Source organism: Novosphingobium sp. NBM11 (assembly GCF_015390225.1).
Lineage (GTDB): Bacteria > Pseudomonadota > Alphaproteobacteria > Sphingomonadales > Sphingomonadaceae > Novosphingobium.
Map to the genome: position 1 here is coordinate 3,797,308 of NZ_VUOG01000001.1, position 16,032 is coordinate 3,813,339.

Annotated in this window: 18 protein-coding genes; all 18 read right to left on the reverse strand. The window is 64.4% G+C overall.

What is annotated here, in order from left to right:
• Window positions 1–16: 16 nt before the first annotated feature.
• Window positions 17–340, reverse strand: coding sequence for a hypothetical protein (locus F1640_RS18285; protein ID WP_194920559.1), 324 nt, complete (start codon window positions 338–340; stop codon window positions 17–19).
• Window positions 337–624 carry a hypothetical protein gene (locus tag F1640_RS18290; RefSeq protein ID WP_194920562.1) on the reverse strand — a complete coding sequence of 96 codons (288 nt, stop codon included), beginning with the start codon at window positions 622–624 and terminating at the stop codon, window positions 337–339. The genes F1640_RS18285 and F1640_RS18290 overlap by 4 nt, the downstream gene beginning before the upstream one ends.
• Window positions 621–1,172, reverse strand: a complete 552-nt coding sequence (locus F1640_RS18295) for a DUF4376 domain-containing protein (protein WP_194920564.1) — start codon at window positions 1,170–1,172, stop codon at window positions 621–623. The genes F1640_RS18290 and F1640_RS18295 overlap by 4 nt, the downstream gene beginning before the upstream one ends.
• The gene (locus F1640_RS18300) at window positions 1,169–3,886 is read right to left on the reverse strand and encodes a hypothetical protein (protein WP_194920565.1); all 2,718 of its coding nucleotides are present in this window, start codon (window positions 3,884–3,886) and stop codon (window positions 1,169–1,171) included. Before F1640_RS18300 ends, F1640_RS18295 begins: the two co-directional genes overlap by 4 nt.
• On the reverse strand, window positions 3,883–5,991 hold the full coding sequence (locus tag F1640_RS18305) for a hypothetical protein (protein WP_194920567.1): 2,109 nt from the start codon (window positions 5,989–5,991) through the stop codon (window positions 3,883–3,885). The genes F1640_RS18300 and F1640_RS18305 overlap by 4 nt, the downstream gene beginning before the upstream one ends.
• Entirely contained in the window at window positions 5,988–6,668 is a 681-nt protein-coding gene (locus F1640_RS18310) for a hypothetical protein (protein WP_194920569.1), read from the reverse strand. The genes F1640_RS18305 and F1640_RS18310 overlap by 4 nt, the downstream gene beginning before the upstream one ends.
• Before the next feature lie 14 nt (window positions 6,669–6,682).
• Window positions 6,683–7,339: a hypothetical protein gene (locus F1640_RS18315; protein ID WP_194920571.1), complete on the reverse strand. Its 657-nt coding sequence runs from the start codon at window positions 7,337–7,339 to the stop codon at window positions 6,683–6,685.
• 38 nt (window positions 7,340–7,377) lie between these two features.
• Window positions 7,378–7,836, reverse strand: coding sequence for a hypothetical protein (locus F1640_RS18320; protein ID WP_194920573.1), 459 nt, complete (start codon window positions 7,834–7,836; stop codon window positions 7,378–7,380).
• 68 nt (window positions 7,837–7,904) lie between these two features.
• Window positions 7,905–8,246, reverse strand: coding sequence for a hypothetical protein (locus F1640_RS18325; protein ID WP_194920576.1), 342 nt, complete (start codon window positions 8,244–8,246; stop codon window positions 7,905–7,907).
• A gap of 66 nt (window positions 8,247–8,312) precedes the next feature.
• The gene (locus F1640_RS18330) at window positions 8,313–9,329 is read right to left on the reverse strand and encodes a N4-gp56 family major capsid protein (protein WP_194920583.1); all 1,017 of its coding nucleotides are present in this window, start codon (window positions 9,327–9,329) and stop codon (window positions 8,313–8,315) included.
• A gap of 46 nt (window positions 9,330–9,375) precedes the next feature.
• Window positions 9,376–10,392, reverse strand: coding sequence for a hypothetical protein (locus F1640_RS18335; protein ID WP_194920585.1), 1,017 nt, complete (start codon window positions 10,390–10,392; stop codon window positions 9,376–9,378).
• Between the two features lie 27 nt (window positions 10,393–10,419).
• Window positions 10,420–10,632, reverse strand: a complete 213-nt coding sequence (locus F1640_RS18340) for a hypothetical protein (RefSeq protein WP_194920586.1) — start codon at window positions 10,630–10,632, stop codon at window positions 10,420–10,422.
• On the reverse strand, window positions 10,629–13,031 hold the full coding sequence (locus F1640_RS18345; RefSeq protein WP_194920587.1) for a hypothetical protein: 2,403 nt from the start codon (window positions 13,029–13,031) through the stop codon (window positions 10,629–10,631). The genes F1640_RS18340 and F1640_RS18345 overlap by 4 nt, the downstream gene beginning before the upstream one ends.
• Window positions 13,032–13,033: 2 nt before the next feature.
• Window positions 13,034–13,780: a hypothetical protein gene (locus F1640_RS18350; RefSeq protein WP_194920588.1), complete on the reverse strand. Its 747-nt coding sequence runs from the start codon at window positions 13,778–13,780 to the stop codon at window positions 13,034–13,036.
• Between the two features lie 72 nt (window positions 13,781–13,852).
• A complete protein-coding gene (locus F1640_RS18355; RefSeq protein ID WP_194920590.1) occupies window positions 13,853–14,671 on the reverse strand; it encodes a terminase large subunit domain-containing protein in 819 nt (272 codons plus the stop codon).
• Between the two features lie 9 nt (window positions 14,672–14,680).
• On the reverse strand, window positions 14,681–15,265 hold the full coding sequence (locus F1640_RS18360; RefSeq protein ID WP_194920591.1) for a DUF2280 domain-containing protein: 585 nt from the start codon (window positions 15,263–15,265) through the stop codon (window positions 14,681–14,683).
• The gene (locus F1640_RS18365; RefSeq protein ID WP_194920592.1) at window positions 15,255–15,407 is read right to left on the reverse strand and encodes a hypothetical protein; all 153 of its coding nucleotides are present in this window, start codon (window positions 15,405–15,407) and stop codon (window positions 15,255–15,257) included. Before F1640_RS18365 ends, F1640_RS18360 begins: the two co-directional genes overlap by 11 nt.
• A complete protein-coding gene (locus F1640_RS18370; RefSeq protein ID WP_194920593.1) occupies window positions 15,407–16,012 on the reverse strand; it encodes a putative metallopeptidase in 606 nt (201 codons plus the stop codon). Before F1640_RS18370 ends, F1640_RS18365 begins: the two co-directional genes overlap by 1 nt.
• Window positions 16,013–16,032 lie beyond the last annotated feature (20 nt).

Sequence of the window (16,032 nt, forward strand, 5' to 3'; positions counted from 1 at the left end):
ATCAGTTGCCTTTCTGCTAGCGCTCGCGAGCGCGATCATCGGCGAGGGTGGAGACGTTCGCGTCGATTCGCGCCACGGTGACGAGGAGTTGCTCGATCTTCCCAGCAGACCGGTCCTGCTGCTCCTCCATGTTGGCAAGCCGCCTGTCGTGGTCATTGAGGCGCTGGACTTCGATCCCTGCGACATATGCGCCTTGCAGAATCGAGATGACCAACGCCGCAGCGGCGATCCATTCGGCCCTTGTCACGCGGGTGGTTTCCTCGGTTTGCATGGAGCGATCCTCGCTGTCTTGATCGGTATAGGAAAATTCTAGCCCTTGTGGAACATCGGATACGGTCAATTATCGATCCCGTCGTACTTCTCGTACATCCGCTGGCAATGGTGCGCGGCATCACCCAGGCGGACCGCAGCCCAATCGATCGCGGCGGAAGCAAGGCGGCCCCAGCGGTGGCCGTTGGCCGCCGCCTTGCCGCATATCGTGCTGATGAATTCTCGTCCGGTGGGCTTGTCTGCCAGCCCGAACGGGTAGAGCGCGCCTTTCCAGATTGCGCCCATGAAGATGTCCAGAGCGCTGAATATGGCCAGCGCCGATTCTCCCAGCCGCGCGTGAAAGGGCGGCGTCACGTTGGCCACCCCCGATCGATGGCAACGGCCGCCAGCGCAGCATAATCGGGCGCTGCTTCGACGGCCGCCTCCAACTCCTGCTTGCGCACGAATGCCGCCTGCATCTGCGCGCCAATCGCAAGGCCGAGCATGGCGAGATCGACGCGGCTATGGGGGGCCACGGTCTTGTCGAACATGGTCCAGAGCACCGGCGTATCCGGGAGACCCATGGCTTCGGCCTTGTCTGCCATCAACACAGCGCTGGTTACGCGCTGCTGCGCGACATCATCGCAGTCCGCGCGACCCTTCGGCGTGTTGCAGCCGGCGGCCATGACGGCACGGAACTTTGCCGATATTGCCCCTGCTGCCTGTTCCTTGAGGAGCGCCAGCGGCCATGCACGCGGCTCAAGCCCGAACCCGTCGGCCGCGATGACGAAGTCACCGGGCGCTTCGCATTCGAGGACGACCTCGCCCTCCATCACGTTACGGCTGTCCCAGCGATCAGCCTCATCGGCGGGGATGAGCAAGCGCGGCGGCTGGCCCGGCTGGCCGATGACGACGAAGCTCATTTGTACCTCCTGAACGCCACGAGGGAGGCATCGCCGACACCGATCGACATGGTGCTATCAGCCGCGTACCAGGTGAGCGTCACGGTGTATGTTCCAGCGGAGACGGCGAGCTTTCCAATGATGGCGAAGCTATCCGACATGGCTGACCCGCCGCCGGAACGTCCGACGACCGTTGACCCGACTTTTATTTGGGCATTCCATGTTCTGGCCGTGGAAGAATAGCCTTGCTTCACGGCGGTCATTAGAAGAATATCGCCGTCGTAATCCATCGAGACATCAAACTGAATTACATTCCAATAAGTATTCGTGTAATCATAAGCATAGAACGATGAGGCATTGTAAGCCTGCATCGCTAATGTAACTTGATCATTTGCAATCTTTCCCGTGGTGAGGGTCAGATTTGCAATCTTTGCATTGTCTACTTGCAGGTCGCCAATTTTTGCGGAAATGATGACGCCATTGGCAAGATACGCGCTGTCCGCGATCAGGTCTTGCGCCGACAATGCGCCAAGGATTTTGACCCAGTTCGAGCCGTCCCAGCGATACCATTCCTTCGACGTCGGCCGATACCATGTCTGGCTAATGAACGCGCCTGCGCCGGGGGTAGCATCCTGCACAAAGCCGATCGCGGCCGCGCCCTGCGCACCGGTCGCACCGGTTGCGCCAGTGGCTCCGGTCGGACCTGTCGGACCAACTGCGCCAGCCGCCGCCCAGCCGGTGATGCTCGCACAGACGCCGCCAACCGACATTGCGCTGTCGAGGAAGAACCGGATGCCGGCGGACGCGGACACCGTCCGCTGCACCGCCCCATTCTTGTAGTACCTGACATTAGACCCGTCGTAGTGAACGGCGAACGTGTCGGTGGAGACGTAATAGCCAAGGCTGATAAGCGCCCCGCTCTCTGCCGCGTAGAGAACGCCGCTGCCGTATTCGAGGTAGAGGGCATAATCGAGCGATTCCCATGACGCCGTTGCCGGATCGGTGTTGAGCCCGAGCATGACGCCGCCGTAGTAGCCGCCGCTGTTCAACTCCGGCTTGAAGGACACCGACGCGCCACCGACGTAGCTCTCGGTCGAATAGACCTGCGCCGCCCAGCCGGTGCCGGTCCGGTTGATGACCTTCGCCCCAGCGACCTCCGCGCCGTTCGCCGCCGCCAGGCCGAAGTTGGGCGGGCCGGCGTAGGGCATCCAGTTGTAATCGGCCGGGTTGGTGCTCTCGGTCGGCGTGGTCTTGCCTGTGGCGATGCCCTGGTAGACGCGGCCGGACGGTGAACCCGTCGTGAAATTGACTGCACCGTCCGCGCTGTCGGCATAGGCGTACCAGACATAGAAGGTCGTGCCATCGGTGCCGGGCGCGCCGTTCGTGCCATCGAGGCCAGCGGAACCCTGCGGATAGAACCGGATGTTGCTGATCCGTTTGCCCTGTGTCAGCAGCGACGTATCAAGGTACAGGGTCAGGCCGCTTGTTGCCGCGATCTGCCGCAGCACGTTTCCGTTCTTGAGGTAGGTGACGCGCTTGCTGTCATAGGCGATCTGCAGCACGTCGCCTGCGGCATAGGTGCCGAGGTTCGTTTCCGATCCGCTTTCCGACGCATAGAGCCCGCCGCCGGTGGTCAGGCGCAGGGCGTAATCGATCGAGTCCTTGTGCGTGTTCGTCGTCGGATCGGTGTTGAGACCGATCACGAATTCCTCTGTGGACGTGGCCGCCTTGCAGGATACAACGGCACCGCCGGCACACCCTTCCGAGGAATAGGCGCTTCCGTCCCATGCGCCTGTCGCGCCGGTCTTGACGACGTAATCCGGGCCGATGACGACGTTCGCCTGTGCCACAAGCCCGAAGGTTGCCGGGCCGCGATAGGGCGACCATGTGTAATCGGCCGGATTCGTGCTCTCGACTGGCATGGTCTTGTTGACCGCGAGGCCCTGAAAGCCGCGATTGTCAGGGACGCCGTTCGTGAAGTTGACCGTGCCGTCCGCGCTGTCGGCGTAGGCGATCCACGTATAGAGCGTCGCGCCATCCGTGCCGTTTAGGCCATCCGTACCTGGCGCGCCGGGGATGATCTTGCCGAGGCGGAACACCTTGTCGACACTGATCCCGAGGAACTGATCGGTGCCGGTCGCGCGCAGCGTCAGCGATGCATTCGCTTCCCCGACATCAAGGCCGCCGGATACCGATGCGGTGTTGCCGGTGATCGTGACGGTCAGGGCTTGAGGGTTCGCCTGCACGGAGACCGTGAAGAACGACGAGACGTCGGCCGAACCGGCAAATACCCGCATCGACGTGCTGGCCCCGGCATAGCTGGTGACTGCGCCGGCCGTGTTCGCGGGCAGGGGGAAGTATTCGCTGGTCAGGTAGGCGACGATTGCGCCCGTACCGTTCGCCCCATCCTGACCGTTCTGACCGTCGGCACCGCGGAACTTTGCCCAGGTATAGTCCTCGGGATGCTCGCTCGGCGTGGGCGTTGGCTGGTTGACCGCGACGCCGATGAACGATCGGTTGCCCGGCGCGCCCGTGGTGAAATTCGATGTCCCGTCGGCGCTGTCGGCATAGGCGTAATGGGTGTAGTTGGGTGCGCCGCCGCCAGCAGGAATCGCGGTCGGGGCCGGCAACTTTTCAAACGCGGCCCTGATCTTGTCGAACTCGGCGTTGACCTGTTCAGCCGTCGCCGTGGTGTGAGGGGTCAGGTTCTTCGGATTGTAGTAGGGGTTCGTCACCGCAGCATCCTCCGTGGCGAGCGCCAGACCTTGTAGGCTTGGAGGATATGCGGCGGCTCATCGATGTCGGCCACGGTGGCGAAGATGAAGCTCGCGTTGCGCCCGATCCCGTCAATGTCGCACTCTGCCCGCCCTTCCACCGGCGCGGACCAGTAGAACTCGTTCCATTGCGCGCTGTCCCACAAGCCGCCACCGGCCGAGATGACGAAGTCCTGGGCATGGCTCTCGGTCAGCGAGACGGTGAAATTGCGCTCGCCGGAGATGGGGTTCTCGCCATCGCCATAGTTGAACTGCGCGATGATCGAGATGTGCGCGCTGGCGGGTGCCTGCAACTCCAGCACGGTCTTGTGGAATCGCCAGTCCTGCTCGCCGCTGCCGAAGTGATTGAAGGGCGTCATGCAGAAGCCCCGGATGTAATCTCCGTCGAAGCTGTTCCCGCTGTCGAGGCGATAGACATATCCATCCGCGCCGCCGCAGAAGATGCCCTCGCCGTCATCAAGCTCGCCGCCACCAAAGCAGGTCGGCACCATGTCGCCCAGGGTGAACGGGATCGCCTCGGGCGTCTTGCCGCCCATGTAGACCGATAGGCCCGTCCCATCGTCCCACACCAGACGGTACTGGCTCTTGGTCTTGCAGACGTAGGAGCCGATGATGCTGGTCTTCGCCTTGCGCTTGGAGCGGAAATACGCCTCGAACCGCCCGGACAGGGCACCGGCCTTGAAGTTGCCGAATGCCTGTGTCGCGGTCAGCGAGCGCAGGCCGCGCGCGTCGATGTAGACCGTCTGGCCGATCTGCTGCGCCGAATCCGCATCGCAACCGGCTTCTTCCGTCAGGGTGTCGAGCGCGAAATTCTCTTTGTCCGTGCCCTGCAGCACGCCGATCTTCTGCTCGCCGAAGATGGTGACGGCCGTGGCGTTCGCCTGGATGACGTCGGTAACGTTCGTTCCGAAGCCGATCTCGCCCGCGCCAAGGATCGCAGACCATGCGCGCGGTTCGAGCGTGCCGGAGAACTGCACCGATCCGCCCGGGAAGATCAGGCCCAGGTGATTGTTGATCTCGAACACGCGCTGCGGGCGATCGTCCGTCATGCCCGTGTCGATCGTGATGACACCCTCACCGGGCACCAGCTCGAACGCCTTGCCGGTTCCGTTGACGCCGTAGAGCCGATAGAGGTTCGCCGCGCCGTAGAAGTTGTGGTTGATCGTGCGATAGCGCCCGCCGGCGGACAGGCTGTAGACGGTCGTCACGCCCGCTTCCGCGCAGTCGGTTGCGCCGACATAGAGCCGCTCGCCAGAGTAGAATGCTCCGGTCACGTCCGCCACGACGAGGTAGCCAGTGGCATCGTCATCCGTCGTGCTGCCATCCTCGACGACCGCGTCGATCACACGCGCCGACGTGCCCGACGTCGCGCCGGTGACCACGTCGCCCGCGAAGATGTCCTCCTTGCCAAGCTGGAAGGGAACGCGCGTCAGCGATGGCAACTGGACCCAGCCGGCCGCCGTGGCGCGGTAGCAGATGCTCTTGGTAGCCCCGATGTTGTCGCGCCAGGCGTACACCACGCCCGAAAGCACTGCGACGCCGCGCACCGGCCCTTCGCCCGGCACCTTGCCGATGATCGAGCGATGATACTGGATGGCGAGCTTCTTCCACGCCGATCGCAGGTCTTCCGTCGGCGCGCTGTCTGCCACGCTCGGGCCGTCCGCCTGCGCGTGCGCCGCGCCACCAACCTTGATGACCTCGTTGTCCTGAAACTGGCCGCTCACGGACGCCAGCAGGAGAGTGCCGGCGGCGGTGTGGGCATCCCAGCTACCCGTGAAGCCGACGGCCGGAGCGATGACGACACCCGTTGCGCCCGACGTTGCACCCGTTACGGTGTCGCCATCCGCGATCGGCAGTGCGCCATTGTCGAAGTCCAGCGTCCAGAACTGCGCGGCCGACGGTGCGGTCTTCCCATCGAACCTCTCGTAGCCTTCGATACGGCCATAGCCTTCGGCCAGCGGCTCATAGTTGATGCCGGAGATCAGCGCGCCGGGCGGCACTGCCACGGCGGGGCTGTTGGTATCGAGGCCGCCGCCGAACGCGAACGTGGCCGGAATCTGGCTCATGTTTCAACCTGTGGGGTGAATTCGCGGAGCATCGCCGAATGCTGCACACGGGCCTTCGACTGCGCCGCTGCGATCGGGAATGTCGCTTCATCGTGCTCGCCCAGGAGCATCAGCGCGCGCCACACGATCGCATTGTGAAACTGCTCGTCGATGAACGGGGTATCGTTGTCCGCTGCGAGCATCTGGATCGATCGGCGATACCAGCCGCGCAGGGTGTATGCGCGATCCGGCGTCGGGCCGAGATTGAGCGATCGGTCGAAGCCGATGGCGATGTAGTTGGGGCGCTGCGCATCATGCGCGCCGACGTCGTAAGCTGTCAGCCACGCATTGAAGGGCAGGATTTTCAGGCGTGTTTCATCCTGCCGGCCCTTGGCGGTTTCGTAGATCGTGAAAGGCTGGAAATTGTCTGCTTCGGGCATCCAGCCGCCGAAGTCGGTAATGCCGAGATCGGCGGCGGTGTACGACGCCACGCCACTGGTCACCGCATGGAGGAAGCGCTTGCGCATGAACGTCCAGTCGCGACGCTCGCGCTGAATTTCCGCCCATGCCTGGGCCGTCCATTGGACGATCTTCTCCTGCCGCCCGCGCGCGCCGGCAACGGTGGTCAGGCGTTGCGCCTGGTTCACCGTGCCGCTTTCACGCTCGACGTCGTTGACCAGTTGAATGAACGTCGACACCGCGCCGCTCCCCGTCAGGCCGCGTTCTTGAAGCCCGCGCCCGTGCGCGCCAGCCAGTCGTTGATCTCGGCATCCGATGGCATCGAGTTGACGGTGAAGGGGTAGCTGTAGACCTCCTCCCACACCTTGAACGGCTCGCCGGTCGCGGGGTTGATCTCGTCGGAATCCACCGCGATATGCTCCTTGGCATCAAGCACGGCGAGGTAGACGCGATACGGGATTTTGACGTCCACGCCGCGCTGACACCGGTAGATGTCGCCATTGACGCCGATGGTCACATCGCGTGACCGGCGCTTGTCGTCGGTCTTGTGGAACCGGATTCCGACCTTGGGATCGCGGCTTGCGTGCTGGAGTTCAGCGGATGCCGGCAGGCTGACGGCGGCCGGGCGCGCGAGCGGGTTTTCGTCCTTGACCGGGTTGGCCAATGCCTGCTGCACGATCGGATTGGTCAGAGCCACCGGCGGCACGATCGGTTCCGGAGGAGGCGGGGGCAGGGGAATCGTGTCGGCATTGGGCATCGCTGCACGGATTTTCGCGCGAATCTGCGCGCCGTTTGTGCCGTCCTTGATCTCGATACCGAGAATGACGGTCGCGAAATGCTTGAGCGTCTCGAACTCGGCGTCATCGATCTTGACGCGATCGGGCTTCGGCGTGGTGGTCAGGTCGTTCATGGGGGACTCCTCGTGAGTGCTGGGGGGCTTGGAGCCGGTTATTCAGCCGGCTTGTTGAGGTTGGCCTTGGCCTCCTCGATCGCCTTGGCGACGCCCGAGCGCGGCTGTTCGCGGTCGAGTTCGGCCTTGGCGACGGCGTCAAGCTGATCGGCGGACAAGCCGGCCAGCCGGGCGGTCACGTCGGCGATGGTGCCGGCGATGATCGGTTCGGCGTCGAAGGTATCGACGCCACTGCCAGCGCCCCCCGGGTTGACAGTGGCGTCGCCGCCGTCACCGCTTTCGGCGGGAGGCGAAGCGGGTTCGTCGGACGACGGTTCATCCGACGGCACGGGGACAAGATCGATGCCCGCGTCGCGCGCGACAGCGAGTTCATCGTCCGTGAGTTCGAGATCGGTATCGAACGGCAGATGCTTGGTCTTGCCGTTGATCGTGAGATGGGGAGCGGCCGGGATGCCGGGGCCGTCGGGACGGCGAATGCGGTAGCAGGGACTGGCCATGATGCTTGCCTTTCGTGGAACGGCAGAAACCCCCGCGCCCGAAAGCGCGAGGGTGTTGCTGCGAACGATCAGTATTCGGCGTTGCGGACGGCGATGTAGCCGAACGTCTTGCCGTTCTCCGACAGGGCCGAACCGGCGGTGAAGCCCTTCTTGCCCGAGAAGTCGGTCGGGTTGCGCGGCGAGATGCCGTTGCTGGTGATGCGCGACATGCTCGCGTTGCCCGTGGTCGCGTTGTCGGTGACCGTGCGGGTGTAGATCGCATGGCCCGCCGCCATGCCGGGGAAGTATTCCCAGGCGTCGTCGCCATCGGTCAGATTGACGACCTTGACGTAATCGGGCGTCCAGCCGAGTTCGATGTTCAGGGCCGTGCCGTTGCCGACATAGGTGCCGACCTTGGTTTCAGATGCCATGTTCCTTGTCCTCTATGGAGTGGCGTTCAAGGGAAGCCCCGCCGGCATCACACCGGCGGGTTCCGATCACAGTGCCGAGGCAGCGACCTCGAAGCGGATCATCCACGTCTCGTTGAGACGCACGGCGGCGAACCATGCCTTCCAGCCAACGAACCCGCGCTGGCCGAGCGGGTCGTCCTTGGTCGGGTTGCCGGGGTTGATGACCGTCGGCACGACCGCGAGGTTGTTGCCCTCCTTGGTCTTCTGGTTCTTGAGCGGGGTGAGGCCGAACGCCTCCTGGCCCAGCACGAGAATCGGATAGACGTCGGCGTTGGTCCCGCTCGTCGAGAGGACGAGGCCGCCGGCCGCGCCGCCAGCATCCGGGATCGGTGCCAGGTCGGGCGAGAGGATGAAGCGGACGTTTTCGACCGCGCCAATTTCCTCGGGGCAGATGGGACGCATCTGACCGTACTTCGCGACCGGCACGAAACCGGGCAGCGCGCGGATGTCCGGCGCAAGGTCGGTGTGGCCGATGGCGACATAGGCCGCTTCGACCGCACTGGTGCCGATGTTGGTCGACGGCGAAAGGACCGTCGTGATTGGCTTGGCCTTGTTGCGCTGGAGCGTCCGCACGATCGCACGCATCTTGTTGATGCTGATCGCGGTGTTGACGGCCGCGCGCGACGCGCCATTGGCGTAGTAGACGGAGGTGCCGCCCTTGAGCACGTTGTAGACGACCTGCTCGGTCGTCGCACCCGCCTGCTCGCCGGTCAGCATCATCATCTGGTCAAGCACGGGGTCTTCGTGCGTGTCCTCGATGACGTCGGTCAGGCCATGCACGTCGCCCCACTGCTGGAGCGTGCAGGTCACGTCCTCGAAGCTGGTGCCACTGACGGACGGCGTGACGCCTTCCTGCAGCGGCGAGGTGACGGCGGGATAGGGGATCGCGCGACGGAACTTGACCGTCGTGCTCTTGTTCTTCGGAATGCCCTTGAGCTGCCCGAAGCGGCACAGCACCTGCACCGGCGTGACGTGGGAAAGGAACTGGGTGTAGGCGTAAGCCGCAGTACGCGGGCTGATGTCGCCGAAAGTGGTAATTGCCATGGTCGTGGCCCCGTTTCAGGCGGGCACCACGACATGCATGGTGCCGCTATCGCTGTTGCTGCTGCCGTTCGCGGCGCGCGTTGAACGCATCCACGGCAGCGTCGAAGTCGTCCGGGATGCCTGACTGCACGGGTGGCGGGGTCCGTCCGGGGTCGCGGCCGCTGGCAATCTGCCGTTGGCGGCGCTCGTCCTGTGACGGTGTCGGAGCGGGGGTTGGGGTGGGGGACGGCGTTGCGGTCCCGATGCCCATGTCCTGCTTGAACTTGCCGATCACCAGCGCTGCATCCGGGCCATCGACGATCGCATCGAAGTTCCGCTGGAGAGCCTGCTTGATGGAGGTCGGCTGGGTTTCCAGCCATCCGCCGAACCGGTCGTCCTGCGTCACCTGATTCCAGTCCGGGTGCTGCTCGGAGAGGAGCCGTTCCTGTTCGCTGATGACCGCGCTCACCTGCTGCTGCTCGAATGCACCGGCCGATTGCATGAGGCGTTCGATCACGGCGTTCTGTTTGGCAGCGAGGTCGAGAAGCGGACCAGCGACTTCGGGGAACTCCTCACGCAACCGCTGGTACTGATCGGCGTTGAGGTCAATTTGACCTGGCTGCGCCGAAGGTTCCTGCGTCTGCGTTTCCCGCTGCTGCTGTCCCTGCGGTTCCGTCCCGGTCTGTTCGCCCTGTTGCCGGTAATTCTGCAACTGGCGGTTCAGAGCGGAGACCCGGCCATTGGCCGAGCGGACCCTCAATTCAGCATCCCGCAACAGCTTTTCATGGGCTTCGCGGAGTTCAGCGGGGGCATTTGCCCAGATGTCGTCGGTGGCTTGACCCTGCGGGGAGGCATTGCCGTCCGCGCTTGGGGAAGGTGCCGCCGCAGATGCGGGGGCCGGTTCTTCGGATGCGGCCGGGGCTGATGGTGCCGGTTCCGATTCCGTGTCTACCGCCGCAGGTGCGGGGGTGACATCAGCATCGGCCGTCAACGCATCAAAGGCGGCGTCGAAGTCCTGTTCCGCCGAGGGCGTTTCCACGGCCGCAGCGGATTGGTCGGGAGTTTGCACCGTTTCAGGGGGCATCGTCAATATCCTTCATGCTCTTGGGGGTCAGTAACCGTTGGCATCGCCGATGATCCGCTTGTCTGCTGGCGCACCGGCTTCGAACCAATCAACGATGGAGAGGAGCGCGCGAATCTCGGCTTGCAACGCCGGAACCTTGTCGATGTCAGCCGAGACGAGGAGGGTCTTGAGACCCTCGATCTCCTCGTTGACCTGATCGCGCACACGTCCCCAGGTGACCGATGATGCATCGGTCATCATGCGGACTGCCTGATCGGCTGCGCGCCCATGGAGATAGCGCCGCCGCTACCGGTCGGGTTCTCGCCCATCGCCCGCGCTTGCTCGGCGGCCTGGCGCTCGACCGCGATCTCGGCAGCAAGACTGCGCTCCTTGCTGTCCGTCTTCATGCGCTCGACCGCGACCTTGGCAGCGAGATTGTCCTGGTTGGAACGGAACATGGCCTCGATCTGCTGGAGCGAGATGTCCCTGTTCTGCGCGAGCTTGGCAAACTCAGCCTGTGCGCGAATGTTCGCGATGCGCTCGTTGGTGTCGGCGACCTCCTTGCGGCTGGCGGCATCCATCTGTGCGATCTGCAATTGCGTTTCAGCGCGGACCTGTTCGGGATCCTGCTTGCCGCCGCTCTCGGCCATGGCCTTGAGCTTCTGCATGTACTCCTCCTCCGACACGAGGATGTCGTCGGGGTTGATGGACATGGCTTGCAGGACCATCCTCATGCAGTTGTAGGCCCGGAAGCCGACGCCAAGGATCGGATGGACGGACCATTCGCGCAGGATGGTGGTAAGCTGCTCGGCCTGCACCTCGCGGACCAAGAGAACCGACGTGCCGCGCGCCTCGACCTTCATGTCGCCCTTGATCTCCTCGCGCTCGGAGAACTGCATGTTGAAGTCATATGTGCGCGTGATGATCGGGGCCGTGATGTCGTCGTCCCAGTTCTTGACGACGCGGCGGAAGTTGACGTTCGCGGAGTTGAACAGCATCGCCATGCCCGACGACGTGCGCGTGACGTGCGCGCCCTGCTCGCCCTGGGCGATAAGCGGCATCGACACGGCCTCGTCGACAAACTTGAGCGCCATCTCGACGATGGCGGCAAGGAACTGCTGGTTAATCTGGATGAAGTGCGTCTCGAACGCGGGTTCGCGCGCGCCCGCGCTGGCGACGCGCGATTTGATCCGCTGCCATATCTTGCGCGGGGTAAGCCGCCACTCGCCGTTTTCTGGCTCCAACTGCTCCTTGTCGATGACGACCTGCGGCGCGGTGGCCAGCGCGGCATTGTCCATCATCATGCGGACGGCCGAATTGAGCATGTGCTGCTCGTGCTTCATCAGCCGCGGCACGCCGACGGCACCGAGGATCGACAACTCGGCCTTCTCGAACGACCACACCGAATAGAGGCTTTCGCCGCTGTCCATGATGTAATCTTCGTCGATCCGCAGCAGGCGGCCGGCGCAGAAGAAGATGCGGACCATCATCGTCTGGAGCGGGTCACCCTCGTCCTCGATGCGCTGCGCGTCCTCGAAGCGGCCCAGCGCGCGGACCATCTTCGCGACCTGCTCCATCTCCAGCGCGCCATGGTACTCCCACACGACATACCGGTCGGCGAAGTCGTCGATCGCGTCCGAGGTCTTGTTGGTGCCCTCGATCATGCGAAGCTGGCGCATGAAATTCAGGTCATCGCTCGTGCCGGTGGCAGAGCGCGGACCGTCCTTGAGCAACTCCTGCACGGACGCCTTGTCGAATCCGATCTCGCGGGCCATGCGGCGGAGCATCTTCTTGTTCGGCAAGTGCCGCTCGAACACGTCCTCGCAGTCCTCCATGCTCTCGGCGGAGAGGTCCGGGAAGAAATGCCAGTACGAGACGCGGCGGAAGCTCGGGCGGACAGCCTCGTCACGCTTCAACGTATAGTTGGAGCCGCTGCCAACCCACATGGTGCGGCTCCGGTCATTGACGATCGGGCCTTTCATGACGCCGATGCCGACCTTGCAGCCATCGACGATCACGTCGCGCGATCGCGCCGGATAGCGGCTCTCGGTCAACTGGTCGTCGATCTCCCGCTGCATCGCCTCGCAGCGGCGACGCGCATATTCGATGTCGAGTTGAGCCTGCTTCTCCCGTGCGCGCAGGCGTTGCGCCACGTCTGCCATGCCGGCGGCACGGGTAAGCTGCTGCTGCGGCAAGCCTGGCTGGCCGGCCTCGACCGCCTGGTTGTGCTGATCGACAACCTGTTGCGTCTGCCCCTCCATCTGCTCGGCCTGCTTCGCGATGTCGCGGGCGGTCCGGGTCAGTTCTGGCACCGGTGTCGGCTCGATGCCCCAGTTGCGCTCGTCGTTCGGGAACAGCATGTCGCACAGGCGCGCGATCCATGAGTTCGTCTTGGGCCGGGTGATGTTCACGAAGACGGCGGACCGTTCCTTGTCCGCCTTGAGGACGTTGTCGACGCTGTCGTCGTATTCGCCATGGTACTGGCGAAGGTCTTCCAGCCACCGTTGTTCGATCGGCTTGCGCTTCGTCATGCGATCGGAAACCCGCTGCTGTAGCTCCTGCACGATCGGCGCAACGGCGTCCTGAATTTCCTGCCACGCCCGGCGGCGTGCGTCGGCGCGCTCGCTGTCGTCGTTCATCAGCACAAGATCATTCGCCATGGTCAGTAGCCCCCGAGGGAATCAGCGATAACGGAGTTGTTGGACATCGTGCGGCGCGGCACGGGTGCCGTCTTCGCGATGAGCGGCAACATGCGGACGAGGTATCGGGTCGCGTCCATCATGTGATCGAACTTCTTGACGATGTGGCCCTTCTCGTCGCGGCGGTAGAGCCGGTGCTCGGCCAGCCAGTTCTGGCACGAGGAGAAGACCTTGAGCCGGCCGGATGCCAACCGCTCCCACACGGCGAGGATGCCGGCCTCGACGCCATTGTCGGCCATCACGAGGTTCAGCCCCAGGTTGACATAGTCGGCAAGCAACTGCTCGCCGTCGCGCTGGCTGCGGCCACGGGCGGCGGGATCGATTGCGCCGGTCAGCCATGTGCCGCGCGCGCGGATGCCGGCGGCATGGACCGATGGTTCGGCCTGGCCAAGATAATGCTCGGCGTAGATGTAGAGGACGTCGCTGTCCCGGTCCCATGCGCCGAATGGAGCGGCCGTGCGGTTCCAGCCGACATCGAGGCCATACGCCTTGGCCCAGTGTGCCGGGATGGCGAACGGCGCGACGGTGAACAGCGATTGTTCGACGGGGTAGATCGCGCCGGAGCCCAGCGACGGCGTGCCGTTCCGTCTCGCATCGCGCAGGTACGGCGGCGTGTTCGCGAGCAGCTCCGCCTTGGTCTGCTCCTCGATGTGCGGGACATCGTCCCAGCCGGCCGTCACCAGATATTTGCTCGAATTGACCTCGGGCACGCGCTGTCCTCGTTGCGGATTCCATCGGTATACGATGGATCGCGGTCAATCTCCATATCGGTATAGGAAAATTCAGGAGGTGGCCGGCCGCATCTCGTCGGGGAGGAATTGCAACACCGTCTCGGACAGGCCCTTGAGCGGCGTGAACGTGGTGAGCACGATGCCGCGCGTCGTCGCCGTGCGGATCAGGCACTCGCCGTAGACGTCCTCCGGGCATTCCTCGTCGAGCCAGATGAGTTCCTTGCTCGTGCCCTGGAACACCTTGCGGCCCTGATCGAACGACTTGAACCCGAGTTGCGACCAACCGCCGTTGACGTGCCGGATGAGCACGGTGTCCGCGAAGTCCTGCACGCCCTGCTTCCACTTCACGGTGCCGATGGTGGAGCGCGGCACCATGCCGGAGCCGTCGAACCCCTTGCGGCCATCGGTGCCGAACGGCCCGACGACGCCCATAAGCTCGGTCTGGATGATGTCGCGGGTGGTCTCGTTCGTGTCGCCGGCCACCCATGCCCGGATCGGCTTACGGAATCGGCGGCCGATCCACCAATCGGGATAGAGGCCGGTCAGGTGGCACGTCGTCTCGTATGCGCCGGCCACGGTCTTGCCGACACGGTTGCCCGCCATGAAGCAGCGCTCGCGATAGCGCTCGCCCATGGAGAAGAACTCCATGTGCTTCGGGTAGAGGTGGCGGCTGAATGGCCCGTCGTCGGGGAACAGCAGCTTGAACCGGTTGAACCGGACGTAATCCTCGTCGTGCAGGATCGGCGCGAGAAGGGCCTCGATCTCGTCGTCGGAGAGTTCGGCAATGACCTTGTCGACGTCGGTATCGTCGAGCGGAGGGCCGCCGTTGTGCCCGATCAATGACGCGGCAAGATCATCCAGCGCGGCCATGCGACGGCGTCAGTGCGTGGTCGGCGCGGCTTTCTGCGCCTTGTTGCGGGCCGCCTCCATGGCCTCCTTGAGCCGGTCGGAGAGCATGTTGCGCCGCTCCTCGGGCGTGACCTCCTCGATCTTGTGCGTGTGATCGACCTTGCCGGACGCCTGCGTCTTGAGCACGTTCGAGTAGACGTTGCCGACTTCCTTGGCCGCCTGCTCCAGCATGGACGCCGCGATGACATACGCGCCGCGCTGCATGGCGGCTTCGTGGATCTTGCCCAGCCGGCGCAGGCGGAACGCGCGCTGCGCGATCGGTTCGGCCATGATCTCGGCCGCCCACTGTTCGCGGGTCTTGAAGAACAGTTCGCGCCACTGCTGCGCCAGACGGATGTTGTTGTCCGGGTTGTACTGGCTGACCGCCTGGCGCGTGATGTCCACGCCTTGCGCGTTGAGTTCGGCCGTGATGTCACCCACCGAATCGTAGAGCGCCAGCCGCGTGACGATCTCGGCGCGCTGCGCGTCGGTGAGCTTGTAGTGGTTCCTGCCGGGTTTGGGGCGGGCGCGGGCGCGGGTGGCTCTCTGCTCGCTGGGTTTGGGCTTACGCGCCATTACGGCCCCCATCGTTCCAGCGCCACGGCTCGAAGCCACAGGGGCGGGCGTCCGCGTTCTTGCGGTTATCGAACCAACGCGCGGTCGAGCGCCGCCCATCGTAGGACGGATGATTGCGGTTGCGCGGGTTGTACGCGGCCATCAGGCGGCCCTCCGCAGGCAGGAGCCGCACGCGGCCTCTACCGCGCCGTCCTGCACCGTCGGGCCGACAAGCGCGGCATGGACAAGCTCGCTCACACCGGCGGCATGGGAGCCGTAGCGCCGCACGACGCCGACAAACTGCTCGACGTCGTGCCCGCGCAGCGCGAACACCGGCAGGCCCTCGCGAGTGAAGCGCGGCACGCCGAACTCGTCGAGCGCCTGGGCGCAGTGGAACAGTTCGTGTTCGATCAATGCGCAGAACGAGGCGTCGTCCAACGTCTGCGCGATCGGCGCGCTGATCGTGATGATGAAGTCCGGGATCATCCCGAACCATTCCTCAAGCTGGAACATGGCACGCTGCTGGCCCCAGCGGCTCCCGGAGCGCGGCATACTCGCCTCGCCCGCGATCGCGCGGCCAACCGAACGCGCGTCGTAGTTCGTCCACAGCCAGCCGATGCGGGCGGCCTGCAGGTGCCGGTGCTCCGGGTTGGTCAGCGGGTTGCCGTCCTCGATGAAGCAGGTGCGCGCCCATTCGCCAAGACCGGTCTGGTCGGGCGCGAACGCTCCGTTGAGCTGCAATTCGGGTGGTGTGGGGTGTCGGATCACGATTTTTCCATATCACTGGT

Coding starts and splice junctions, on each gene's coding strand:
- F1640_RS18355 (WP_194920590.1), bottom strand. CDS start 14,671: ATGGCCGCGCTGGATGATCTTGCCGCGTCATTGATCGGGCACAACGGC.
- F1640_RS18325 (WP_194920576.1), bottom strand. CDS start 8,246: ATGGCATCTGAAACCAAGGTCGGCACCTATGTCGGCAACGGCACGGCC.
- F1640_RS18360 (WP_194920591.1), bottom strand. CDS start 15,265: ATGGCGCGTAAGCCCAAACCCAGCGAGCAGAGAGCCACCCGCGCCCGC.
- F1640_RS18345 (WP_194920587.1), bottom strand. CDS start 13,031: ATGGCGAATGATCTTGTGCTGATGAACGACGACAGCGAGCGCGCCGAC.
- F1640_RS18365 (WP_194920592.1), bottom strand. CDS start 15,407: ATGGCCGCGTACAACCCGCGCAACCGCAATCATCCGTCCTACGATGGG.
- F1640_RS18335 (WP_194920585.1), bottom strand. CDS start 10,392: ATGCCCCCTGAAACGGTGCAAACTCCCGACCAATCCGCTGCGGCCGTG.
- F1640_RS18295 (WP_194920564.1), bottom strand. CDS start 1,172: ATGAGCTTCGTCGTCATCGGCCAGCCGGGCCAGCCGCCGCGCTTGCTC.
- F1640_RS18330 (WP_194920583.1), bottom strand. CDS start 9,329: ATGGCAATTACCACTTTCGGCGACATCAGCCCGCGTACTGCGGCTTAC.
- F1640_RS18315 (WP_194920571.1), bottom strand. CDS start 7,339: ATGAACGACCTGACCACCACGCCGAAGCCCGATCGCGTCAAGATCGAT.
- F1640_RS18305 (WP_194920567.1), bottom strand. CDS start 5,991: ATGAGCCAGATTCCGGCCACGTTCGCGTTCGGCGGCGGCCTCGATACC.
- F1640_RS18340 (WP_194920586.1), bottom strand. CDS start 10,632: ATGATGACCGATGCATCATCGGTCACCTGGGGACGTGTGCGCGATCAG.
- F1640_RS18320 (WP_194920573.1), bottom strand. CDS start 7,836: ATGGCCAGTCCCTGCTACCGCATTCGCCGTCCCGACGGCCCCGGCATC.